Source organism: Pedobacter sp. WC2423 (genome assembly GCF_040822065.1).
In the GTDB taxonomy this organism is placed as follows: domain Bacteria; phylum Bacteroidota; class Bacteroidia; order Sphingobacteriales; family Sphingobacteriaceae; genus Pedobacter.
This window is the reverse complement of record NZ_CP162005.1, coordinates 170,109-196,951: the sequence shown is the minus strand read 5'-3', so window position 1 is coordinate 196,951 and position 26,843 is coordinate 170,109. Positions and strand designations below refer to the sequence as shown.

Here is a 26,843-nt window from a genome sequence, read left to right as displayed (position 1 = left end):
ATACGATGAAGAAATTATATATATCTATTGCTTTGCTGGCATGCTTGTTCATGAACAGCTGTAAGCACAACGAATGGTTTGAACGTGATCCGAAGTCGATGATCACCGACGACCAACTGTGGAATAGTCCAACATTACTAACCTCTCTAATGGCAAACTACTATAACAGGTTGCCTGCATTACATGGGTTGTTTAACACAGGAGGGATGACGGAAATTGATGATGCAATGTGGTCGGGACATCGCGATCAGAACTGGCATAATGATTTTCAGTTCGGCGATGATTATGGGCGGTACTGGGATTACGGATTAATCCGCGATATTAATCTATCCCTGGAAAACATTGAAAAACTAAGCGTAAAACTTACAGATGCGCAAAAACGATTATTTAAGGGTGAGTTACGCTATATGCGCGCTTTTGTTTATTTCGAAATGGTCAAGCGCATGGGTGGAGTGCCTCTTGTAACCACCCAATTGATTTATGATTTTAGCGGCGACCCTACCCCATTACAGGTTCCACGTGCAAAAGAACATGAAATATATGACTTTATTTTCCAGGAGATGGAAACCATTAAAGAAGACCTGAAAGATAACAATAGCAGTAAAACAAGGGCAAACAAGTATGCTGCCCTGGCTCTGGAAAGCAGGGCGATGCTTTATGCTGCATCGATTGCCAAATACAATAACCTGATGTCAAATCCTATTACCACACCTGGTGGTGAAGTTGGTATCCCGGCGGCGATGGCTAATGATTATTACACTAAATCCTTAAATGCCTCAAAAGAAATCATCAGTGGCCCTTATGTGCTCTTTAATGAGAATCCTGATAAAGGAGCCAACTTCTACGATATGTTGAATAAGAAAACCGGGAGCGAAGTGATTTTCGCCAAAGACTTTACTACAGGTCTCAAGGTCCACAGGTTTGCTTACGATAACATTATCAAGAGCATGACTGAAGACAATGAATCTTCATCAACAATATCGCCATCGCTGAGCCTTGTAGAAAGTTTTGATTATCTGGATGGAACCAAAGGGACATTGCGTGATAAAGACGGATCTGGTAATTACATTACCTATACGGGCATCGGGGATATTTTTGCGGGTAAAGATGCACGGTTATACGGCACTGTGATCTACCCTGGTACAACATTTAAAGGCAATCCTGTGAAAATACAGGCGGGGGTAGCGGTCTGGAATAACGGTAAGTACCAGTTGACGACCTCGGCAGAATTGGGGAAAAACTATGAAGATGGCCAACTTTGGACCGGACTCGATGGACCAAAGGACGATGCCACGGATGTCAGCAATACTGGATTTTATATACGTAAGATGGTAAGTGATGCCCCGGCAGCAAGTACAAGAGGTACATCGGCAGCGAATTGGTGGCCATGGTTTCGCCTGGGAGAGATTTATCTGAATGCAGCGGAGGCTTCATTTGAACTCGGCCGTGCAGAAGGCCTCGGATATGTCAATTTACTGCGGCAACGTGCGGGATTTCCAGCCAATAGCCTTAGTATACTGACCATGGACATCATTCGTCATGAGCGCCGTGTGGAGCTTGCTTTCGAGGACCATCGTTACTTTGATCTTAAAAGATGGCGTCTGGCGCACCTGGTATGGGACGGTTCTGAGAATGATCCTGATGCCGTGGTGAATGGATTGTACGCATATCGGGTAGTGAGACCAAACCATGCAGATCATGGCAAATTCATTTATCAACGTATGAGACCAAGCCGCTTCCGGCGGGCACGATTCTTCCGTCTGGCCAATTACTATTCTTCTATTGATCAGAGTGTATTAAACAACAATCCAAAAATTGTTAGAAACCCATTCCAATAATCTTTTGTGCTATGAAATTTAAATTTTCAATAATACTGACCGCAACTGCAAGTTTATTTCTGGCAGGATGTGCACATGATAACTTTAATGCCCCTGAGTCTATGCTGTCGGGCAGAGTAGTCTACGATGGAAAGGCTGTAGGTGTACGTAATAACGGGCCTCAATTACAATTATGGCAGGACGGTTATCCGCTAAAATCGGCGATTCCCGTATATCTGAATCAGGACGGGACATTTTCAGCAAGTCTGTTCGATGGCCAGTACAAATTGGTCCGTAAGGGAGATTCGCCATGGCTGCAGCAAGCTACAGATACAGTGTTGGTAAATGTCAAAGGGAATACCAACATTGATGTGCCGGTAACTCCCTATTTTACAATCACTGGCGATTCTTTTCAAAAATCCGGCAATACAATAACTGCCCGGTTTGTGGTCAATAAGGTGGTACCGTCGGCAAATGCCGAGTTGGTACGTCTCTACATGGGAAAATCAATATTGACAGATCAGGTACAACGTGAACTTCGGGTAGACGGGAATATTGGTGGTTTGGTATTCGGACAGCAAACTGTTATTGCAGGTGAATTACCAGATAACCTGAAAAACCTGGATTATGTATATGTCAGGCTTGGCATTAAATCAACGGCCGCAAGTGAATATTTATATACGCCAATACAAAAAATAGCTTTAAAATAAAATAAATACTGATGAAAAGAGTTAGCTGTAAGCACCCGTTCCTTCTTGCCATTTTAATGATCACATTTATCGGAGACTCCTTCAGCCAGGATTATAAATCAGGCCCGGCCAATAAGGATTTTGCAGGTTATTTGTTCACCTACTTTAAAGGGAATGCCCCTAAAGATGAGGCTCTTTGCTTTGCGATCAGTACCGATGGCTACAATTACCGTGCATTGAATCATAACGAACCCGTTATTGATTCGAAAGTCATCAGTTCTACCGGCGGTGTGCGGGACCCGCATATCCTTCGCGGAGCGGATGGGCGGTCGTTCTACATGGTTCTGACAGACATGACCTCGTCAAAAGGATGGGATTCTAATCGCGCCCTGATTCTCATGAAGTCTGACGACCTGTTGAACTGGAAGCATACGGTGATTAATATACAGCAGCGCTACAAAGGCCAGGAAGACCTCAGGCGTGTATGGGCGCCGCAAACCATATTCGATCCTGCAGCACACAAATACATGGTTTATTGGTCTATGAAACATGGCTCCGGTCCAGATATTATTTACTATGCGTATGCCAACAGTGATTTTACTGGCTTTGAATCAGAGCCTGCGGTTCTGTTCCGTCCAAAAAATGGCAAATCTTGTATTGATGGCGACATCATCATCAAAAATGGATTGTTCTATTTATTTTATAAAACGGAAGGGAACGGAAATGGGATAAAGCTAGCTCTTACCGACTCCCTGACTTCCGGAAAATGGATTGAACAAGCGGGATATAAGCAGCAAACAAACGATGCAGTTGAGGGCTCAGGTGTGTTTAAATTAAACCATTCTGACAAGTATATTCTCATGTATGATGTGTACGGCAAAGGCAAATACCAGTTCTGCGAAAGTTACGATCTGGATAAATTTAAAGTGGTAGACCAGGATGTGAAGATGGATTTTCATCCGCGTCACGGAACGATTATTCCGGTGTCCCGTAAGGAGCTGAAGGACCTGACAAGTCGGTGGGGTATACCTAAAGACATGGAACTGCAGTTAAAAACAAACCCGGTGCTGGATGGCTTCTATGCTGATCCGGATGTATTGTATTCCAATAAAACCAAAAAATACTATATCTACCCAACCAGTGATGGTTTCGATGGCTGGGGTGGCTCCTACTTTAAAACCTTCTCCTCTCCAGACCTGATCAATTGGACAGATGAAGGCGTGATCCTGGACCTGAAGAAAGATGTGAGCTGGGCAGACCGTAACGCCTGGGCACCGGCAATCATGGAAAAAAAGGTTAAAGGAAATTACAAGTACTACTATTACTTTACAGCCGCCCAAAAGATCGGGGTTGCAGTTTCAGACTTACCTGCAGGCCCCTTCAAAGATTCGGGAAAACCATTGGTTAATTTTAAACCGGAAGGTATACAGGGCGGACAGGAAATAGATCCCGCTGTATTCAACGATCCCAAAACAGGCAAAAGTTATTTGTACTGGGGAAATGGCTATCTTGCAGTAGCCGAGCTGAATAAAGACATGGTCTCTCTAAAGGAGCATACTACCAGGATTCTTAAGACCGATAAAACGTTCAGAGAAGGATGTTATGTGTTTTACCGAAAAGGAACGTATTATTTTCTTTGGTCGGAAGACGATACGCGCAATGAGAATTATCGCGTGCGTTACGGAACCTCCAGCTCGGCTGCAGGCCCTATAGAGATTCCGGAAAACAATCTGATACTTCAAAAAGATCCCTCTCAGGGAATCTATGGCACAGGACACTGTTCTGTACTGCAAACTCCTGGAAAAGACGAATGGCACATCATCTACCACCGGTTCAGTTATCCTGATGGAATACATATGGGCGATGCAGCCGGCTTTAATCGTGAGGTTTGTATAGATCGAATGTATTTTGACGAAAAAGGAAGTATTGTACCTGTAAAACCTACACATTAATTAAACAGAATGATACGATTGATTAAATACTCAATTCTTGCTCTTGCTATTCATTTATTAAACCCGGCAGCTATTTTTGGGCAGCCAGGATTCGGTCAGGCTGAAAAAATTAATGCTGACTGGCATTTTCATTTAGGAGAAGTTGATGGCAAAGCAGCAATAGACTATACTAACAAATCCTGGCGAAGCGTACAGCTGCCTCATGACTGGAGCGTTAAACAGCCCTTCAGTCCAACTTTTGCCAGTGCTAACGGATATCTTCCAGGAGGAATAGGCTGGTATCATAAAACACTGACCGTTCCTCAGCAAGACCAGGGGAAGAAATTATACCTTTATTTTGAGGGGGTGTATAACCGCAGTGAGGTTTTCGTGAACGGGCAGTCTGTAGGTAAACGTCCAAACGGTTACATTTCATTCAGTTACGACATCACGTCTTACGTTAAATATGGACAGGAAAACCAGATTGCCGTCCGGGTGGACCATAGTCAGGAAGCCGACTCCCGCTGGTACACAGGTTCTGGAATCTACCGGGATGTATGGCTGGTTAAGGCAACCCCTATCCATCTGGAACAATGGGGAGTATACGCCTTTCCGGAAGTAAAAGGTAAGAATGGGACACTGCATATACAAACCAGCCTGGCGAACGGATCACCATCAAACGCTAATGTGTCTGTACTCCATGAACTTTTGGATAAAAGCGGAGCTATCGTAGCGAAGAAAATAAATAAATTCACTATTGCTGCTGGCAACAGGACTGAGATCAAATCAGAGTTGGATGTAAACCATCCAAAGTTATGGAGTGTAGATGTTCCTGCTTGTTATACCCTACGCACAACAGTTATGCAAAATAACAAGGTTATAGATCAGTCTACCGTAATAACAGGCTTCCGTAAGTTTACTTTTGACCCTGATCAGGGTTTTGCGCTGAATGGTGAGCAAATGAAAATAAAAGGTGTATGCTTGCACCATGACTCAGGCGTGCTGGGAGCCGAAGTGTATCCCAATGTGTGGCGTCGTCGTCTGCTGACCTTGAAGACATTGGGTGTCAATGCGATCCGGACCAGTCACAATGCTCAGGCCTCCTCATTGTATGCCTTGTGTGATGAATTGGGGCTGCTAGTGATGGATGAAGCCTTTGACGAATGGGAATTCCCCAAGCGCAAGTGGCTTCAGGGCTGGAATGTAGGGGTTCCCGGATTCCAGGGATCTTATGATTTTTTTAAGGAATGGGGAGAAAGGGACCTTGCAGATCAGGTTAAACGCGACAGGAACCATGTCTCCATATTTGCATGGAGTATTGGAAATGAAGTGGATTATCCGAACGACCCCTACTCCCATCCTGTGCTTGCAGGTGCCGGAGAAAATGGTTTTACTCAGCCAATTTTTGGTGGTTATAAGAAAGATGCACCAGATGCAATGCGTTTAGGGGACCTGGCTAAAAATCTTGCTGCCGTGGTTAGAAAACATGATAGAAGCCGCCCTGTAACTGCAGGTCTGGCGGGAGTTGCGATGTCCAATGAAACAGCATATCCCGGCACACTGGATATTGCAGGCTATAATTATACCGAAAGCCGCTATCTGCAGGACCATAAACGTTATCCAAAACGCGTAATTTTTGGTAGTGAAAACCGTCATGACTTCGATGCATGGAAGGCGGTGAGGGACAATGAGTATATTTTTGGCCAGTTTCTGTGGACAGGCATAGATTATCTGGGTGAATCCGGCCGCTGGCCTTCACGTGGCTTCTATTCAGGATTGATGGACTTCGCCGGTTTTATCAAACCTAGGGGCTACTTCCGTCAATCCCTTTGGTCGGATAAACCTATGTCCTATCTGGGTAGCTACCCACTAAGGGAAGGCGGATTGGTCACGGATGCATGGTCTGTACTGGAATCAGCACAAGGACGGCAAAAAGGTGAGGCCCCCTCCATGGATGCCTGGCCGATCTGGAATTATCACAATGGACAGTTGATACGGGTTGTTTGTTATACAAACGCGGAAAAAGCGAGATTAGAGTTGAACGGACAGGTTGTTGGGACAACGAAAGACTATGATCAAAAGCATGGTATAATCTACTGGGACATCCCCTACGCTCCCGGCAAGCTGGAGGTTGTGGGAATGGATGGGAAAGGAAAAGAGACTATCCGTCATCAACTGCAATCCAGCAAACGCCAGCAAGCCATTAAAATAGTACAAGGAGATCAGCTTCAGATGGAAGCAAAGAACGGCCTGGCGCAGATAGAGCTTCAGATTGTGGACGAAGATGGCATTCCAGTACCGCTGTCAGATGATGAGATCACCTGTAACATCATCGGTAATGCACGATTGCTTGGAATGGAAGCAGGAAACAATGCAGATACTGGTGACTATACGGATAATAAACAACGTGTTTTCCATGGTAAGATCATCGTTTATATCCAAACCAATGGTCAGCCATCTGATGAAGTATCCGTAAAGTTTACTGCACAGTGGTTGAAAGCGGCAACTATAAAGATAAAATTATGATAAATAAGAGGAATAGGATTCCTCTTATTTATTTAAAATGGATGCATCACATCCAATAAATGTAGTCGGTAATTAAAACTGCACAGAAATCGGCAAATAGAAATACACAGAAAATGGCAACAAGAGTGCACAAAAAAACGACGGAGTTTTTATACCCCGCCGTTTAAATACGAACTTCATTGGTCTACGAAAACTGATGAAGATGAACGCATTCTTACGCAAATTTATGATGTATTATGATATTAAACGAATGCACCTTGACGGTCGTTCGATTTCTCAGATTAGCAAAGCCCTGGATTGCAATCGCCGGACAGTAAAAAAGTATCTGGATATGGAGGATGAGGAATTTGAATCCTTCCTGAAGTCCCAAAGTACGCGGGGAAAGCTGCTTTTACCCTACGAAACTTTCGTTCATGAGCGGCTGGAACTGTACCGTGATACCTCTGCCGCTCAGATGCATGATTGGTTAAAAGAACACCATGCCGAGTTTCCACAGGTTAACCAGAAAACTATTTTCAATTTTGTAAAGTGGGTTCGTCATCAGCATCACCTGCCTTTTGAGCGCCCCTTGCGGGATTATTCTGCAGTTGAAGACGCTGCTTATGGAATGCAGGGCCAGATAGATTTTGGAGAATATAATATGCGTTCTGGTGATGGAAAACGTGTAAAGATCTATTTCTTCACGCTTGTGCTGTCCCGTTCCCGGTTCAAATACGTTTGTTTCAGCTGTAAACCATTCACCAGTAGTACCGCCATTACTGCGCATGAAAGTGCCTTTAAGTATATCAAAGGCATACCTGATACTTTGGTTTACGACCAGGATAAAGTATTTATCAGCAATGAGAACCATGGAGAACTGATCCTGACTGCGCAATTCAAAGCATATGTGCGCGACCGGAAGTTTAAAGTCCATATGTGCAGAAAAGCAGATCCTGAAAGTAAAGGCAAGATAGAGAACGTGGTGAAGTATATTAAACAGAACTTCCTTTATAACCGCGCCTTCCACGACCTGGAAACACTAAATGAAGATGGATTAAAATGGCTGGAACGCACTGCCAACAGACTGGATCATGCCCTGACTAAGAAATCCCCTTTGAATGAGTGGCAGATTGAACAGGACTTTCTCAGGCCTTTTGAGCCTATCGCTGATACCGGGCCAGCTCCGGTATTATATTCAGTGAGAAAAGATAACATGATTTCCTGGAAAAGTAATCTTTATTCATTGCCCCTTGGAACCTATACCGGCCGGGGAAGTCAGATAGCTGTTAGTTTTGAAAATGGATATCTGGTTATCTGTGGACCAGGTCAGAGAGAATTATGCAGGCACGCGGTCGCTGAAGGGATTGGCCTAAAGATCATCAATACTGATCACAAAAGGGATAAAAGTGCAGCCCTGGCAGAAATGACGGCTGAAGTCTGTAAGCTGATCAGTGACGGAGATAATTTGCGCCGCTTCATTAGCGCCATTCGCGCTGATAAGCCCCGGTATCTGCGTGATCAGTTGATCCTGCTCCGTGAGGTCATTACCAGTAACGACCATCAGCTGATTGAAAAAGGATTACTCTTCTGCCTGCAGCAAGGCGTAAACAGTGCCAATGACTTTAAGGCACTGATCTCAAAGTTTAAGCAACAGGCCATCCCGGTAGCAGTCACCCCAACAGGGTTAAACCCCTTGAACGGGTCTTATCCACCGCAAGCTTTGCTACAGCCCCAGGTAAGTAGAATTGATGACTATCAGCAAATCCTGAATCAACTTAATTAATCATATGAACCAAAAACAACAGATTGATCAATACTGCCGCCAGTATAAGATTACAGGAATGGCCGTAAAAATAGAACAGATGGTTAAAATAGCCGAAAACAAGCAACTCAGTTACATGGGTTTTCTAATTGAGCTTTTTGAACAGGAATCCCTGCACAGAGAGCAGCAGGCCAAAGAAAGATTACTTAAAACTGCGCAATTGCCCGCGAAATGCAGCCTTGACCAATATGAAATACGGGATCAAAACGGGCTCTCTCTGCAAAAAATAAATACGTTGAAGGAAATGGACTGGCTGGATCAAATCTATAATATTATGTTGCTCGGCCCTTCAGGGGTAGGAAAGACTTTTTTTGCAGCCGGACTTTGTGCACAGGCAATAGAAAAAGGCTATAAAGCTTATTTCAGAACAATGGATGATATCCTGAATATACTTCGCATGAAGGACTTTTCCAGAGCTGCAATGGCAGATTATAAGAGGCTCGCCAAGGCCAATCTAATTATCATTGATGATATTATGCTCTTTCCGGTAGAAAAAGCCCAGGCAATTAATCTGTTCAACTTTATCAATCAATTGTATGAGAATACTTCATTTATTATTACCACCAATAAGATGCCTGCAGATTGGGCTAAAATGCTTGATGACGAAGTGCTGGCAACCGCATTACTTGATCGCTTACTCTTCAGATGTGAAGTCATTAACCTCGCTGGAAAAAGCTACAGAATGGAGAATAGAAAAACTATTTTTGAAACTTAAACTGGGATATATACTTTTGTAAAACTGTGCACTATTGTTGCCAAAAGTTGTGCATTCTTATTTGCCATTTTCTGTGCATTGCTATTTACCGATTACACCAATAAATTCCCTGATGTTAATTTCCTGTTTTTTTATATGTTCCTGTGTATGTTCCATAAGCTACCATTTTGTTATCGCCGGCAACATAATATTCAGGTGTCAATTTATAATCAATCCGTTCGCTGCCTAATCTGCTGAACACAATTCTGGTCATCTCATCCAATCCGATGCAGGTTCCTGCGTACGGAAAATTATCAGTATAATAACTAAGCAAGATAAAATCAAAATTATCCACTCCGTTATGACAAAAATAACAATAAATTATTAACTAGGCTTGCTCATTTAATAACGTGAACTACTGATCTCAAATACGTTATTCTCCTTCTGAAAAAGATTTAAGTCGAGTATATAATAATGGCAGCCCTTTTTTGATCCAGGTCTTCTTTAGCGCTTTTGGAGAAACGTACTCAATGATATTATCTTCTAAGCTACAAAGTAAGGTTGGCACTAACATTCCATCATACAGCTCTAGCCTTTGAAATGTTTGGTACTGTGTATTAATATGCAAAAGGTTATCATTAAAGACTTCTTTAATGGTATCTGGTCTAACAACATGCCCACCTTCAAGAACTCTTTACTCAACCCGACCAATACAATCCCCTACTTTATCTAAACAAAGATAATTAAGCTGAACCTGATATCCAGCAGTTTCAAACATATCGATATATCTCCAATAATCAGGATGAGATAATGGTGTTTCCAGAACAAAATGCTCTTTCACCACTATAGCTTTTTTCATTTCTTCAAAAAGCTTTTCTTCCATCATACGGGTAGCACCAGCAACTACTATAGTTTCTGAAAGACCTTGTGATTCTAATTCTGATTCAAAAGCCACCCTAGTATTATCCCTATCAAAGGAAAATATCCCTTCAAAAGCATCGGGTAACATAGTTTGAATGTGTGTCGACTTACCAGCACCTTTTGGACCAGATAACTAGAAGTGTTGGCTTAGAGTAATCCATAAGCTTTGCGGACGTTGTCAGCCTGCAATCCTTTAAGAACCTTTATAACACGGGTACGAAATTTCTTACCAGCAGATGCTATTTCCTGAATTTCAATACGACCGTCAGCGAATTCCTTATATACCTGCCCTTCTGGAAGTTTTTCCGAAAGAATAAGAAATGGAAGATCATTGCTGAAGTTTTTAGCTCTGAGATTCTTTATGGTAAGAAGATATTTTTCATGCTTAGTTTCAAGCTCAAAATCCGACATATTTCTAACCTCTAATTGTTAAGTAAAAATACAAAATTTATAACAAAAACTAAAATCATCTTATATTGATTTTACCCTACAAAGGCGTTAATCAAAAAGAAATAGTACTGTAACAATTAAACAAGCAAGCTTATTTACCGATACAAAAAGTAAAGTTATACTGATTGATAAATAGTTAGGGTACTTAAGGTACAAATTCGGTACAGAATTTAAAAAATCACTTATTTTTAAATAAGCTCGATATCTTTCTTACAATAAAATTTTGTACCACTCTTTATATTTTTCATAAAGAAACAAACGTTGTAAACGCTCTTCTGCTATAGGTTTAAAATTTTCAAGTCGTTAAAAACTCTCCTAATTTGCTTTTCATTGAGATTAAGCTTGACTTCCAAATATTGGAAATTATCTAGACTGAATTTCGTCTTTTTGCTTTCTAATGTTAAAGCCAAATCCTCGTTATATGATGATTGTTAATTTTCAATAATATTCTTTTATATAACTATAAGCCCTATCAAATAAAATTTGGTCTTTGTGCAATTGATATTTTAATAATGCTTGCCTAAGTGATTTCTGTACTTCTCTTTCTCCTGAAGTTGTTTTTTGCCAACCAGGAAAACTAACCACCCTAACAATAGCATCAATATCAGCTACAATACGTTCTACAACGGCAGGTGTTTGTTCTGTTTTTAATTCAACAAACAATTCTGTTAATGCGGCTTTTGGGGATTTTTCTTGGTAAGCGTCTGCTAAATCTTTTTCTGCTTGAACAGTTTCTTTCGCTATTTTACAAAGTTCCTTTACAAACTCAATCGAAGTTATCAATCCTTTTTCTGCCCTGTCTCTCAGTTCTTCTAATAGCTCACTAAGTTTTCTAAACTTTGGATCGCCTGTATGTTTCTTGAATCTGTTAACCAGTAATTTTTCTAGTTTCTTAGCGTTCTTAGGATCTGGGTTATTGAAAATATCCTCAATTACATCAGCATCTAAAATAAACTCATCTAAATTATGTATATCACCTACGTGTATATTATCATGAATCAATTTAGTGGTTTGTGCCCCTAAGGTCATCCATAATAATTTGCCAATATTATCTGAAGCTGGACGTACCGACTCATATACTTGAGATAGCCATTTGTAATCTGCTTGGTAAAGCCCCAAAATATTATCAGGAGAAAGTGATTCCCATAGTTTACTTAAGAATTTATAATCTGCAGCAAAAGCGTCTTTTTTCTCGACTGTTTTAATAGCGTTTTGTGCATCTTCCAATCCTTCAAAGCCTTGCTTTGTTCTATCTACCCCATCAAAGTGTATTAACGTATTTTTTACTGCTTGTGGCAACTGTGCCCTTAGTTCAGATAAATTGGTGATAATTTGCTTAACTGATGTCTCATCAAACTCCAACGCTTTAGCAGCATCATCAAATACTCCAAAATAGTCGACAATCCTACCATAGGTTTTATTGGGAAATAAACGATTGGTTCTGCAAATTGCCTGCAATAGTGTATGGTCTTTGATCGACTTATCTAAGTACATCGTTTGCAAAATTGGTGCATCAAAACCTGTTAATAGTTTAGCAGTAACAATTAAAAATTGTAAATCAGAAAGTGGATCATTATACTCATCCACTATCCTTTCTTGCTGTGATTTATTTATTCCCCATTTTTCTTTAAACTCCAAAGTATCATTTGCAGTAGTAGAAATCACTATTTTACTAACTTCTGAAGAGAAATATTTATCTAACTCTTCTTTATAAAGTGTACATGCAAATCGGTCTGGCGTTACAATCATAGCTTTAAAACCATGTGGTGCAACTTTATCCTTAAAATGCGTAGCAATATCGTTCACTATTTTTGCTATTCTTTCTGGTGATTTTAAAAAGGCAGCCATCTTCGCAGATTTTTTGTTCAATGCATCTGCTTCTTCATCCGTTAATGCAGCTTCTTCCTTAAATTCACCAAAAAGCTGATCTATGGTTTCCTTATCTACATGAACATCAATTAAACGAGGTTCAAAATGAAGAGGAAGAGTAGCCCCGTCACGAATAGAATCTTGAAAAGTATAACGGGATAAATAGCCGCCTTCATCTTCATCGGAACCAAAAGCCCAAAAAGTGTTTTTATCTGCTTTGTTTACAGGCGTCCCTGTTAAACCAAATAAAAATGCATTGGGTAAGGCGGCTCGCATTTGACGTCCCAAATCTCCCTCTTGTGTACGATGGGCTTCATCAACCAGCACGATGATGTTATCACGGGTATTCATGTTGGGTTTTGCATCCCGAAACTTGTGTATCATCGAGATGATGATTTTCCGAGTATCTTGCTCCAACATTCTTTGTAAATCTTTAATGCTTTCTGTGGCTTCAACATTAGGAATGTCTGACGCATTAAAGGTGCCTGAAATTTGGGTATCTAAATCTGTGCGATCTACGAGTACAATAACGGTTGGGCTCTTTAATTCGGCAGCCCTCCTTAGCTTTTGTGCAGCAAAAACCATTAATAAGGACTTACCAGAGCCTTGGAAATGCCAGATTAAGCCTTTTTTAACACGTCCTTCTTTTACGCGATCAACAATTTTGTTAGCACCTTCGTATTGTTGAAACCGAGGGATTACCTTGCTACGTTGTTTCTTATTGTTAGTGGTAAACAAAGAGAAATTTTGTAAAATATCTAACAAACGAGCTGGATGTAATAAATCACCCATCTCTTTACCTATTTCTCCCAATCCTAACCTACGAGCCAAAGCATCATCTTCATCTTCTAAGCGCCAAGGCGCCCAAAAATCTAAAGGGCAGCGGATACCTCCGTAATACAACGTTTTACCTTCTGTTGCAAAAGATAGTATGTTTGGCACAAACAATTGAGGAACTGAGTTTTCGTACACCTCGTGAATTTCGTAAGCACCATCTAACCAACTTACACTTGGGCGTATGGGTGTCTTTGCCTCACCAACCACAACTGGGATTCCATTGATACATAGTACAATATCAGGTATTTTTGTTTCGCGATGATGAATGCGAAACTGGTTGGTAACGATATATGTATTTTGATTTAGGTTTTCGAAGTCGAAAATTCTGATGGGTACATGTCGATTATTTTCTCCGAAAGGCATTGTTTTATCCCCGCCTAGCCATTTAAAAAATTCTTCATTTGCTTTTACCAAGCCGGTATGATTAACTGAGATTAAAATTGCCCTTAGTTTGTAAATTACTTCATCAGCAAGCTCTGGCTTGGCATGAATCTCTGGATTTAAACGAATTAAAGCCTCTTTTAATTCCATCTCTAATAAAACCTCGTTTACAGAGCGATGTAAGTCGGCTGCAGATTTATACTGCCACTGTAAACCATAGCTTACCTTGGGTTCTTGAAATTGTGTAGTATTCAAGTTAACTCCTGAGAGCTGACTGATGATGTAATATTCTACACTATTGAGTTCGTTGAAAGCCATTATTAAACTATGGTTAAGTAATTGATGTAATTTTTTACTTCTATTGGAAGCAAAGTATTAAAAACTTTGAATTTTTTATCGGTAACAATTAAATTATAATGCTTACTTCGGCTTGTGGCAACATTGAACCGATTACTATCAAAGATGAAATTTGCAGGCCCATCTAGGCGCAAGATTAAGAAACAAATATCCACTGTTAGACCTTGTACCCTATCTATCGTCTCCACAGTAACATGGTTAGGAACGTTCTTCGTTACAGCCGAAAGTGCTTCATGAAGTAGAACAACATCTTTACGAAATGGAACTAGCACACATATTTTAAGATCAGTATTATTTTGATGTATATCATGAAGAATATTATTTAGTTTAGATGAATATCTAAGCAAATCATCCAATGTAGACAGTGAATCTTCCAGTAAAATTTGAGTAGTTTTTTCTTTGTTAAAATAGCTCTGAAATGCTGAACCTATCTTAATAGATGGTTGAGTTTGATTTTTTGAAACTAATTTACCTTCATAAAAAAAGTTTGTAAGAGTTGTATTGTAGGTGTTAAGTCTAAAACTTTCCTTTAAAAGGTAATTCACAACATTTTCTTCACCCATTATACTATTCATGCCATTAATGAGAAGGTAGATTTTTTTACTTATTTTGTTGGCATTACTTGAATTTAAAACTATTGGATTTAATTGCTTAGGATCCCCTATGATAATTATTCTTTGAGCAAGATACTTAAACGCTAAAATAGTTGTGTAAAATGCTTGTGAAGCTTCTTCGATTATGAGTAAGTCAAAATAATAGATCGGTTCTGTTAGCTCTTTTATTTTGTTAGAAAGTTTAAAATAAGTTGTCAACAAAACAAAATCATCAGTTACCTTAGAGTCATCATAGGCTTCTAAATAGGTCAATTCGTTTTTCTCAGAAACAGTTAAATTAGTCTTAAAAACATTTAAGTTAGGGTTTTTCAAGCCATCTTTTTGTGCTATTTCTATTAATGCTTTATTGGCTAGCGCAGCGACACATACTTTTTTATTCCTGCCAAATTTACTTATCAAATCTGCTGTAACGGTTGATTTTCCAGTCCCTGGTGGGCCTTGAATAATGATGGTTTCTTGATTTTCTAATGCTGTTATTACATTTGACACCTTATCTACTCCAAAAGAAGAATATCTAAATGAGCCATTGTCAACGGGATTAATTTTATCACCGTTGTTTTTTGTAAATTCTAAAAGATTTTGCAGATACGCATATGGAGGCTCCGGTTCTCCCAACACAATGGTAATTTCGCGATTAGAAGAAGCCTTACTTACAAAAAAATCAAAAATAGCTATAGGAATGTTCCCAATACCTACAAAAACACTTTCACAATCATTGTCCATATAGTACAAAGTTGAGACATTATGATCACTGGTACTATAGGCCTCTTTTGCAAAATCAGAAAAAGTTCCGTTCAAGCTATTTAAATCCTTTGGCAGATAAAGGCAATATTGCATATCCAATCTTGGTCCTCTGTTCTTCGGGAATTTAATAAGAACATTGCCTCTAACTTTGTCAATCCCATGGAGTTTCCCGAGAAAACACTTTCTTTCCTCCAACAAAACCCTCATTTTGGAACCTAAATATTGTTCCCATTGTAAACTCAGCTCGTAAAGTTGCCACTCGTAAAACTTTAATTGATCGGGTTTAGGAATCATACATTTCCAAAGCTATATAAATCTTTATTTTCGTTACCAAAGCCTTCAAACAAGGACTTAAACTCAGGTGTATTATTCATACGAACTATTAATATCATTTCAGAATTGAAATCATATTTCAATTCATTAATCGATTCTTTATTAAATAGATTATTTACCGCTGATATTTTTTTGTTTGGATCTAATATATTCATGCTAAAAAGAAGTTTATCTCCGTCAATTAGTAGTTCTTCTTTTGACCTAATTATTTGATGAATATTATTTTTCTTCAACACAAATAATTCTACACCATCGTTATCTAGTTGCTCCCAAGCCTGGATAGTTATATATAACAAATCTCCTTTAGCTGACCTAGGATAAACATTTAGTTTTTGGCCGTCTTTAGTGAACTCAAAGAATTTTTTATGCAGAGTTTCATTATATCCAGAAATGTTGTAACCATTTGATTCGTAATATGACAAAGATTTAAACGCAACCAATAACCAAGCTGCTTCTTTATCCGATTTAGAATATTCTTTACCAAAAAGACGCTTGAAATCCTCAATTTCTTTATCAGTTAATTCAGATTTTTCTTTTTTTGGAGGGTTGTTTGGTTGATAGTAGAATTTGGCTTCAGTAAGGCTACGCCAGGCTTGCATATCCATATCAGATAGGCAAAAAGGCAATTCAGCTTCTAATTTCTTACTTACGTAAAAACTATTACCTTCTGGATAAATCAATTTACCTTGATCTACATTATCATCGAGTATCAAATCACAAAATGACAAGGTGTAAGGAATATAGCTTCCTGAGTAGATATTAATTGGAAAATGTTCCTTCTGATTCCAATTTTCGTAATATGGAGCTGAAAACAATTCACTATGTTGATCTAACAAATCTTTATTTACAATTGAAGATATTTTGACGTCAAATACTTGATTTTGAAACTTAGAAGGAAGTAATGATTCTTTGTGAATTATATGAGATTGCTCTTCTTCTATAAGGCTTATTATTTCTTCTTCATACCCCATCCATTCATCTATATTATACTTATAACAAGATTTCATGGTAGCCAAAGGATGGAAACTGATTTTTTTATCTTTTGGATTTAAAAAAGGGTATTTTAGATTAGATAACGTAACACTATTCAATGTTGTTAGTAGATTATAAAAGCCAATAATCAATTCAGTTTGCTCGTTGTTATCGTAAATTTGCTCACCAAACTTTTGGATGTAAATTGAGGTGTGCTCAAAGAGTTTTTCATTTTTTTCCAGTTTAGATAATAGCTCTAAGCATACTGAAATGTTATTTAAACTTAATGCTTTCCTAAATTGGTAATGCAAGTTACTTTCATCAAAACAACCAGCCTCTATAAAAATTTGGCATTTCAATTTATCATCGCCAATCCAACTTTCATACACCTTCGCCACAATTTCATTCTCGTGCAGTAAATCATTGTCAAAAATTACGAACTTATTTTTCGGCAAAAAAGAATGATTTTTTTCATTTTGGATATATTCAAATTTATCGCAGTCAACTTTATTATCAAATATATAATCCAATAATGCAACAGTGAAGTGGTCAATAAAGCCAAAATTTGCACTTCCAAGATTGAGTGTGGTTTTATTGTCAAACCACGCATCTATTGCTAAATAGAAAAATTGTCTGTAGCTAATGGAAATGTCTTTTTTTGATTGGATAGTTTTTATTATATCTACTTTTTTAAATTCTTTAAGTTTAAAAATGTCACTTCTAAATAATTCCCTATTCTCGACTCTTAAACCATTCAAATTAGATAATAATTCATCTAGAGATTTATTGCTTATGGTTAAATTAGAAACTAGTTCTACTAAGCGGAATTCTTCTTCTATTTGCTCATCCTCACTATTCGTAAACTTGATAGTTACTTGGTCTAAATATAAGTCTCCATCTATAATAGTACCATTCCAAGTAATTTTCTTGGCTAAAGATTGATAGATATTGGCGTCTTCTTCTGCTAATTTTAAGAAAATTTCAAGAAGCCTAATGTCTTCATGTTGAGAGTCATAAATTTCACCTTCAGTATATGCTAAATAAAAATCCTCATCATCTAAAAGGTCAACTAGTGAATTCAATTGATCAAGATAAATTTTAGAAAGGTTTTTGATTTCTGTGTGATGCAAAAAGAAATCATTGTATTTTGAAGAATAAACAAAACCTTCGTTATTATATAATTCAGGTAATGACTTCAATTCACCTAATGCGTTTTTGTACCAAGGGAGTTTTGTAACTGTTTTGACATCTATTCCTCCAATAGACCTTAAAACTTCCAAAATCAAATATTTGTCTTGTGCACTAAGAGTAGATATTTTTGATTCGAAAAAAGAAACTATTTTAAGATAGAAACCGTTCATTTGATGATAATATGAGGCTTCATCTCCCACTACTATTTCATAAAGCTCTTGAAATGAAGAAAGGTTAATCGCAGAAATTTTACCACCGTTATTTTTTATTAAATGATTTATAGACTTTAGAGCATCATCAAATAGGAATAAACTATTATTTCCGTAGACATCTTCTAACGAAAAGTGCTCACTCCCGAAAGCAATAAATTTTACCTTGCTAAGGTCATCATAACTTAATTCAGATGAATTAAGCCAACCTAAAAATTCCTGATATTTGTCCTTTTTAAACGATGTTATTTTAGAGTTTAAAACCTTAATAGAATCGTTATCATCAAAAAAAGCCTTTATCTTCTTCTTACCTATTACTTCAATCTCTAAGTAATGAATTTTTAAATCAAGTTCCTCGATTGAATTGTTTGTAAGGTGCTTTTCACTATTTATAAATTCAAGATAAGTTATCGATCCAATAATATTTGCTAAACCAGACTTATCATAAACGACCTCATTAGCCAATCGTTTTTTGCCGCCAGAGTCAATAACAAATTTAATCTCATCAATCCCCTTTTTTAAGCCTCTATTAAATGCAGCATTGATAACACTACGTTCTTGATTGTCCTCATCAAGGTACGTTTTCGGAAGTATTTTTAGATAAGTGGACCATAAACCCTTTTCCGATATTTTATTTACCCACCGTATAAGTGAATAACCAATGTGATAGAATAGATAATGATTCCATACATTCTCAGCAAGTATGCCTTCCCTATCTGTTTTGGAAACAAAATCTGCATTTACAATAAATGGGAACCTATACTTATCGTCTGAAGTTGGCAAATAGTTATACAAAATTGATTCTGACTCTCTGATTGGCAAGATTTTATCATTCTCTATTTTAACAGCAAAAGATATTATAGTTTCACTGAGTTTACCAAGTTTTTCTGGGATATTTTCTAAGATCTTTCCGTTTTTGTTCTTGAATACAAATTTGTTTTCTTCAACCTCAACATGTTCTAAATCAAAACCAGCGTCAGCAAAAGCATCATTGTTTATTTCAATATCATTTTGAAATGAGGCATAAACAAACTGTAATTCGTCATTTGTATACACCTTAGTTTGATCATCCTCTTTTATAACCCTTATTGATATCTCTTTTTTGCTTGGATCTATGTACCGTATGCTTTTGGTATTTCGAAGAAATAATAAAAATGTCGGATCGTCCACCAGACTTGCTATCATCCCATTATAATTCTTTTCTCGGATCTTTGCCTCACCAACGGCAAGGGAAATATTTACGTTTTTATTTTTATTGATGAATGGAGCTACTTCTTCTGGATATTCGGCAATGTCCACCCAAATTGGTTTAATCTGCCAAGGGATATTATCAATATTTGTATATTTGTCTTCATGTCCCTCAAAATCTAAAAAGAAATTTCTTTGAGCGTCAGTATTCAATTTATTCCAGTATGGTTTATACAGTCCTCGGAAATCACCATACACATCAGCACTTTTGTCGAATTTAAAGCTGTAATCTTGAGAATAGATAAATACCTTTTCACTATCAGAAAATACAGATTTAAAACCTATTCCCTTATATCCGGTTTTGGTTTCATCATTACGCTTAGTGCTTTGTGCAGCGTCACAAATTGCCTTAACATTTTCTCTAGTAAAATATTGGCCCGTATGCTGAAACAAAAAATAATTTTGTAATAATCGGATATCTATCTCAACTCCTCTATTATTCAATGGCATATCATCTGCATTTTGAATCAATTCAAATACAAATCGTTTGGTTTGTGTATAAAGTTCCAGTTGATTTAATCGCAATTGAGCAGCAATAGAAGCTGCATCTCCAGGATTTTCACCTTTTTTGCCAAACCAATTTGCTATAAAGTCTTTAGGACTCAAGACATCGGTAGTTTGCTCTATTTCAAATATCTCTTCGAATGCTAATAAAAACGGGTTGTTAAATTTAGTCCTATCATCATCACCTGCAATGCGAACTTTTATATAGTATGTTTTACCGTTTACTAGTGTTCTAGCGTCTGGAATAAAGACACTTACCAAATTATGGTATTTATACCCCTCGATCAAAGGGTATTTTAATGCTCTGTCGTTTAGTTTTAATTTAAAAAAACCAATTTTTTTGAGACTGCCATCTTCATTTTTAGGTCTATCTAATACTCCTAGAAATTGCATTTCTTCAATTTGCCAGGATTTTTTGAGTTTATTTAAGGCTTCTTGTTGTGAGAGCATAATATTTATGATTGGGATTTTATCAAATAATTACATACCAAGTTTATGAAATAACACCTTGTTTCTTTTCTTAGCATTTGACAAAACCTGATTAAAAGGCATTACATCAATTGTACATTTCAAACTTTTATTGTACCCAAACCAGCCTAGCCCATCAAAAGACTTTTCAAGCTGTGCATTCTCGGCATATTGGTCAATTTTTTCGGTTCGGTCGCAAACTAAATAACAGTAAAATCTTGTGTGTTCTCCAATATCGTAAGTTCTACCATCATTAGTTAACTTTTTGCCTTTGCGAATCTCCCTTACATAATCATAAAGTTGAACGATTGGATTGTCATCAATTTCATCATATCCTTTACGCATTGGTCGTTTAAACTCAACCAACACAACTGAATTGAATGGCGCTTCGTCTCCTTCAACGTATGAAATAGGATTATTGAATATCATTAGGTCAGGGCGGTCTAAACTATCGCTTTGAAAATCCGCGATACTTTTTAAAGGCTTGTCTGAGGATAAAAAATTATGGAAACTTAAACGTTCATCAATTATCCACAGATTTTGGTTATTAAAGTCTATTTGATTAGAATCCGTTTTGGTTGGGTAAATTATGCTATGAACAGTATCTTCTAATTCGTATTTACCTTGTAAATTGAGTGCCAAAGATTTTTCGAAAAGTTCTAATATGTATTTACGGTGTACCACATACTGAGCCAACTTAGATTTATTGATATCAGAAAGCTCTTCAAATAATTTAGAGTACTTTTCTTTCAAGGTATTAGCATCTTCCCCTTCAACATCTCTAAGTATGTCAACTGTCTCTTTTCTAAAATCGTATTCAAGTTCTTGAAGCTTCTTGTATAATTTTAAATCTAACTCTTGATCCGAGGTATGTTCCGTCACCACAATATCGTCAAACGAAGGAATGTATTTATTTAAAATTCTATATTGTGGAGCAGATTCTGCTATAAAAGTTGAAATGCGTCCATTTTTTCTTGCTTTAAATTCTTCTATTTCCGCTTCAAAGTATTTTTTAACAATGGGTTGTAGTGCCAAAAACAAATCACTTTCTGCAATTAAATCACTATCAAAAATCCCATTTTTGCTAAATCTAATCTCTGTTCTCTCGTCATTAATGTTGGTATCAAAATAGGTTCCCTCCACATAACATACAATAAAGTATTGTTTACCAGTCCCTTCATCCTCAATTTTTGAATGTATATCTGGAAAAACCTTACTAACATTAAAATAATCAACTTCTCGATTATTCGCACACAAAGAGATTTTATGATTAGTAAATTGCTCGTGCTCAAACCATTTTAAGAGCGTGATGTCAAACGAAAAGGACGCGACTTTAAAAGTATCTTTAAAAGTGTGTCCTAAAGTTAATTTGCCAAAATAATCATTTAACGTAATGGCTTCTTCTTGGTCTTTTAAAACAATTTTTGGGCAATGGGTACTTAAGAAATAAATTAAACAGTGTTCTATTATTCGATCTGCAATAGTACTCAGTTTCTTGGGGCATTTAGATTTATAAGGTTCTCTATAACCTATCAAATGCACAACCGTTTTTCGGCCGTTAATTTTTTCTAAAGGTATAACCTCATGTTTTGCAATTCCCTCTGTTGTATGCAGGTTAAAGAAAAAAGTTCGATTTGAAGGAATTTTGTCATTGTAAAACTCACTTTCAATCTTAACATCATTAAAAGCTTTGAGCCACATAAAACGACCCACACCCAAACCACCACGATCAGCTTTGTAGGTTGAATACTCTCTTTTAAATGATTCATAGTTCTCATTTGTAAAGCCTATACCATTGTCGATTATTGTAAAACCAATAATCTCTGCCAACACCTTTCTGCCGTCATTTTCAGTTTCAAAAGTAGTTTGAGGACTTCGATGAACTATAATTTCAATCTCACCATTAGGTACTTTGGTATCTTCAATAGCGTGAATTGAATTAATTATAGCCTCAAAAACTGGAAGTAACATATTACGCTCTGCCAATTTTAAACGGCTTACCCTTCCTTTAAGGTCTATGCCAATTCTTTCGGTTGATACTTTTGAGGCCATGATTTATTAATTAAAATATTTGGTTGATGAGACTTTTTTGAAGGGATTGGGAAGTGAAGATTTTTTGATCTATATCTTTTCGATTATTTTCTATTAAGCTCAAAATGTTTACAATTTCAATCTGTTCGTCAATTGAATTGGGAATTGCTAATTTAAAATCTCTTTGAGAGGTGATGCCAACATAAGCTCTTGTTGATTGTGAGCTTAATCTTGTAATTTGATTTTGGAAATATTTAGCATTAAAGACGTAATATAAAAACTTGTTTAATAGTTTTTCAGGGTTTGTTCTATAGAAAGTTACTTGAGGAGTGAGCATCAAATATGGATATTCAATTTTATCAGGGATCATGGCAACTTGACCTACTGTTCCCTTATGGCTTAACAATACATCTCCTGAATAAGAAAATCCAATTCTCAATTTATTTGTAATATCTTCTGGAAGCCTCATAGATTTCTCTAAATCAATGATTCCATCTACTAAAGTATTGGCCATTATGAATGGTATTCCAATAGGAACATAATCTGACGATTTTGGATGAAGCTCGCCATGGTTGCCATCTTGAATTTTCATAATGTACTTTTCAGACAATAACTTGCCAACTGTAGTAACCTTCCATCCATTCGCTACTTCACGTTTAATTAAGTTATTGAATGTGGTTTCATTTTTAAAACCTTCTAATACTAATCTACTTTTTGCAACTTCATACTGCATATTAGCCTGCCTTTTCAAGAATTTCTCCTTTTCAATTACTTCATCTAATGTCCAAAGTAATTCTGCCAAACGGCGTTGTTCTTCCTTGGGTGGCAGAAGGAATTCGTAGTTTGCAAGGTCTTTCCAATTTATGTATGGATTAACAGAACCTTTTGAGTTTTTTATTGAATGGTCTGTAAAACCTTCTGACATCATTACAAAAGGTAAAAAAAGCTTATCGATAATTTTTTCATTTGCCTTTATTACTAATGTTGTATTTGATGTAATACCTTCAAATGGGGCTATAACAACTTTTCTTAAATAAGTTCTTCTTGAACCATAAAGTATATCGTCTTTTTCAAAATACCTTATAAATGCTGGCCCTAGGTACTCATCCTTCAATTCTCCCCATTCACGCAGATGTAAATCTTGAGAACCCATATGTTCTCCTTTAACATAGAAAGTCAAATCCGTTTTTTCTCTATCAACTGATTTCTTTTGTTGAATAGCTACTGTTCCAAATTTTACTTTAGTCCACTTAGCTTTGTCAAGTTGAAATTCCCCATCTATATTGTAAAATATATCTTTCATTATTTCAATACTTCAAAAAGGTTATTCATAGAGTCATTAAATTTTTTGCTATAAGTAGTCCAATTGCCATAAGCATCATTAAAAGAGATTTCATTTTCTCCTTTATCAACCTTAACATAAAAATTGATGTTCATATTTCCATTAAACTCTAAAATTTCTTCAATGGTAGCAACATTCGCATAGTGAGGTATTTCTTTAAATTCCTTGAAAGCAGAATAAAGTTTATCAATATGCTCTTTTGTTAGGTATGCTAAGCCCTTATTATCAATAACATCATGCTTACCGTTCACAAACAGGATTCTTCCTTTTCTATCTTTAGGTTTATTTGTGTTTCCAACCAAAATCATAGCTTCCATTGGTGAATTGTAAAATAGATTTGCACCTAGGCCAATTACAGCTTCAATCTGGTCTTCGGAAATCATTTTTCTTCTCATTTCTGCTTCCATATCCCGAAATAAAATCCCGTGAGGCCAAAGTATTGCATAGCGGCCATTCTTATCATCTAAGCTTTTGTGGATGTGTTGCTGAAACGCATAATCAGCACAACCTTGTGGCGGTGTACCCCAAATGTTTCTGCCGTAAGGATCATTTTCAAACCCTTTACGATCCCAAGCTTTGATAGAATAAGGCGGATTGGCTAAAATTACATTGAACTTTTTAAGCGTGTCGTTCGCTAAAAAAGCAGGTTGTGCTAAAGTATCGCCACGTACAATGCTAAATTCTTCAATGCCATGCATAAACATATTCATACGTGCAATGGCCGAGGTTATGAGGTTAATTTCCTGTCCGTATAATTTCAAAGTGCGGTATTCTTTGCCTTCATCACGCAAATGCAAGGCGCAGTTTAATAACAAACCACCAGAGCCGCAGGTAGGGTCATACACGCTTTCGCCAGGTTGCGGGTCCATAATCATCGTCATCAATTTCACTACCGTACGGTTAGTATAGAACTCTGCTGCTGTATGCCCACTATCGTCAGCAAATTCTTTAATCAAATACTCATATGCGTTACCCAATTTATCATCTGCAACTGTACTTAAATTGAGTTTATGCTGTGAGAAATGTTCAATCAAATTAATGAGCGTAGCATCAGAAAGCCTGTCTTTATTGGTCCAACTCGCATCACCAAAAATACCGTAAAGCGTGTCAGGGTTGGCCTTTTCAATTTTACGCATCGAGTTTTGTATGGCCATACCCAAATTGGTGGTGGTCTCCCTTACTGTATTCCAATGTGCCTGTTGCGGCACAATAAAATGATGGTGCTCTGCAAAAGCAGCGTATTCTATATCTCCACCACTTTCTGCTAACGCTTTTTCAAACTCTTCATCGTATACGTCGCATATCCTTTTAAAAAACAGCAGAGGAAAAATGTATTGTTTATAATCTCCCGCATCAATGGTACCGCGTAAAACTTTAGCGGCGCCCCATAGGTATTTTTCTAATTGTTGTTGGGTCATAATATAAATTTTCTTTCTTGCATTAGGTCATGATATTCTTTGACCTTCAATTTCACTGAACTAGTACCATTTCGAACGTAAAAATCATTTTCATAAAAAACATGCATAATAGTTGGGCTTACATCTATTTTAGCAATAATTTTTTCTTCTATCGTTACAAAACTCAAAGACACCGCATCTATTATGTTACTACCTAAAGTGTCTTTAATTTTATTTGTAAGTGATAATTCAAAACCATCTATGTTTTGTTTTTGAGGATTAACGTGTTCAAAGTCTTTATCGATCCCAACAATATTACCTTTGTCACTAACCCCTATTAATATTGTACCTCCAAATTTTGAATTGAGAAAAGCAGATACCTCTTGCATAATTTTATTCGGCATTTCAGCATCTTTTTTGCCTGTATAGTGATTGAATAAATACATTTCTTTAAACTCTAATCTAGAATTCTCACCTTTTTTTATCCGTTTTGATAAAATATCAGCTTCACTTTCATTAATAGAGTTGTAGTCATTGAAAATTATTGGATACTTTACAATGTCTAATTCGGTCAAACTTATAACACCTAATTTTGCAATTCTATTAAAGGCAATATCATAACCAATTTTGCTCTTCTCAATTCCAAACCATTTCCTACCTAAATTAATTGAAGAAACTCCAGAAGTACCTGTTCCAGAAAAAGGATCAATAACTAAATCCCCTTCGTTTGAAAAGAGATTTATAATACGATTAAGTAGTTTTTCATTTTGCTGTCCTGCATAATCTCTTTTTAATTCATAAGCAGGTATATCATGCCATACTGTTTCAACATTTTGTAATGAATATTCATCAGAATAAACTTTAAGTGTTGGATATTTCATATCACCTTCATAAAAAAGCTTACCCATTTTGTTTAGTTCGTCCAATTTACTTTTAGAATATCTCCAAATTTTATTATTTGGAAGTTCAAAACCATTCCATTCAAAGTTTAAACTAGGTGAATCTCCATTTATAATAATTGGTTGAAGTCTAAATCTGCCTTTGTTGTCCTTTAATTGAAAAACTTTTTCTATTTCTTTTTTACTTTTTTCAACAAGGTGATTAAATTTTGACTTATCTGATAACACATAATTAACTATGGTCTCATGAGTATGTTTGAACGTTTTATTTCCAAAGTTGATATTCTTAATAGGTAGGATAAATTCCGCTCTAAAGTTTTCACTTCCAAAAATTGGAGAGATTAGATTGTGAAAATTAATATTCAAGGATGGTAATGAATGGAAAACCACATTGCCATCATCTTTAAGAATTCGTTTTGCATGCTGTAAAACTTCAAAAATAAATTCTTCATAACTATTAGACGGATTAGAATAATAAGTAAAATCGTTACCTATATTCCATGGTGGATCTAGGTATACTAAATCAACCGTTTTATCGCTAAGTCTTTCAAGAACACTTAAACAATCGGCATTAATTAAAGTATCCCCGATAAGACTATCTGATAAAGTCATCTATTT

15 protein-coding genes are annotated in these 26,843 nt (G+C 36.9%); 6 read left to right on the top strand and 9 right to left on the bottom strand.

What is annotated here, in order from left to right:
- Positions 1-5: 5 nt before the first annotated feature.
- The 6 genes from AB3G38_RS00810 (at position 6) to istB (ending at position 9,479) form a co-directional block, all read left to right on the top strand.
- Positions 6-1,838, top strand: coding sequence for a RagB/SusD family nutrient uptake outer membrane protein (locus AB3G38_RS00810; RefSeq protein WP_367866594.1), 1,833 nt, complete (start codon positions 6-8; stop codon positions 1,836-1,838).
- An 11-nt stretch (positions 1,839-1,849) separates the two neighbouring features.
- Positions 1,850-2,527 (top strand): DUF3823 domain-containing protein, encoded by a 678-nt coding sequence (locus tag AB3G38_RS00805; protein WP_367866593.1) that lies wholly within the window; start codon positions 1,850-1,852, stop codon positions 2,525-2,527.
- 11 nt (positions 2,528-2,538) lie between these two features.
- Entirely contained in the window at positions 2,539-4,458 is a 1,920-nt protein-coding gene (locus AB3G38_RS00800) for a family 43 glycosylhydrolase (RefSeq protein WP_367866592.1), read from the top strand.
- A gap of 9 nt (positions 4,459-4,467) precedes the next feature.
- The gene (locus AB3G38_RS00795; RefSeq protein WP_367866591.1) at positions 4,468-6,963 is read left to right on the top strand and encodes a sugar-binding domain-containing protein; all 2,496 of its coding nucleotides are present in this window, start codon (positions 4,468-4,470) and stop codon (positions 6,961-6,963) included.
- A gap of 202 nt (positions 6,964-7,165) precedes the next feature.
- Positions 7,166-8,725 (top strand): IS21 family transposase, encoded by a 1,560-nt coding sequence (gene istA, locus AB3G38_RS00790; protein WP_367866590.1) that lies wholly within the window; start codon positions 7,166-7,168, stop codon positions 8,723-8,725.
- A gap of 4 nt (positions 8,726-8,729) precedes the next feature.
- Complete coding sequence (gene istB, locus AB3G38_RS00785) at positions 8,730-9,479, top strand: IS21-like element helper ATPase IstB (RefSeq protein WP_367866589.1); 750 nt, start codon at positions 8,730-8,732, stop codon at positions 9,477-9,479.
- Between the two features lie 673 nt (positions 9,480-10,152).
- Here the strand turns inward: istB and AB3G38_RS00780 are convergent.
- From AB3G38_RS00780 to AB3G38_RS00740, 9 genes are all read right to left on the bottom strand, one after another.
- Positions 10,153-10,467 carry a hypothetical protein gene (locus AB3G38_RS00780; protein ID WP_367866588.1) on the bottom strand — a complete coding sequence of 105 codons (315 nt, stop codon included), beginning with the start codon at positions 10,465-10,467 and terminating at the stop codon, positions 10,153-10,155.
- Positions 10,468-10,526: 59 nt separating this feature from the next.
- Positions 10,527-10,790 carry a hypothetical protein gene (locus tag AB3G38_RS00775; protein ID WP_367866587.1) on the bottom strand — a complete coding sequence of 88 codons (264 nt, stop codon included), beginning with the start codon at positions 10,788-10,790 and terminating at the stop codon, positions 10,527-10,529.
- Between the two features lie 477 nt (positions 10,791-11,267).
- Positions 11,268-14,234 carry a type I restriction endonuclease subunit R gene (locus AB3G38_RS00770; RefSeq protein WP_367866586.1) on the bottom strand — a complete coding sequence of 989 codons (2,967 nt, stop codon included), beginning with the start codon at positions 14,232-14,234 and terminating at the stop codon, positions 11,268-11,270.
- 2 nt (positions 14,235-14,236) lie between these two features.
- The gene (locus AB3G38_RS00765) at positions 14,237-15,925 is read right to left on the bottom strand and encodes an AAA domain-containing protein (RefSeq protein ID WP_367866585.1); all 1,689 of its coding nucleotides are present in this window, start codon (positions 15,923-15,925) and stop codon (positions 14,237-14,239) included.
- Positions 15,922-20,538 (bottom strand): hypothetical protein, encoded by a 4,617-nt coding sequence (locus tag AB3G38_RS00760; RefSeq protein ID WP_367866584.1) that lies wholly within the window; start codon positions 20,536-20,538, stop codon positions 15,922-15,924. Before AB3G38_RS00760 ends, AB3G38_RS00765 begins: the two co-directional genes overlap by 4 nt.
- A gap of 30 nt (positions 20,539-20,568) precedes the next feature.
- Positions 20,569-22,608 (bottom strand): hypothetical protein, encoded by a 2,040-nt coding sequence (locus tag AB3G38_RS00755; protein WP_367866583.1) that lies wholly within the window; start codon positions 22,606-22,608, stop codon positions 20,569-20,571.
- A 10-nt stretch (positions 22,609-22,618) separates the two neighbouring features.
- Positions 22,619-23,890, bottom strand: coding sequence for a restriction endonuclease subunit S (locus AB3G38_RS00750; protein ID WP_367866582.1), 1,272 nt, complete (start codon positions 23,888-23,890; stop codon positions 22,619-22,621).
- A complete protein-coding gene (locus tag AB3G38_RS00745) occupies positions 23,890-25,347 on the bottom strand; it encodes an N-6 DNA methylase (RefSeq protein WP_367866581.1) in 1,458 nt (485 codons plus the stop codon). Before AB3G38_RS00745 ends, AB3G38_RS00750 begins: the two co-directional genes overlap by 1 nt.
- Positions 25,344-26,837: a DNA methyltransferase gene (locus tag AB3G38_RS00740; RefSeq protein ID WP_367866580.1), complete on the bottom strand. Its 1,494-nt coding sequence runs from the start codon at positions 26,835-26,837 to the stop codon at positions 25,344-25,346. The genes AB3G38_RS00745 and AB3G38_RS00740 overlap by 4 nt, the downstream gene beginning before the upstream one ends.
- Between the last annotated feature and the right edge of the window lie 6 nt (positions 26,838-26,843).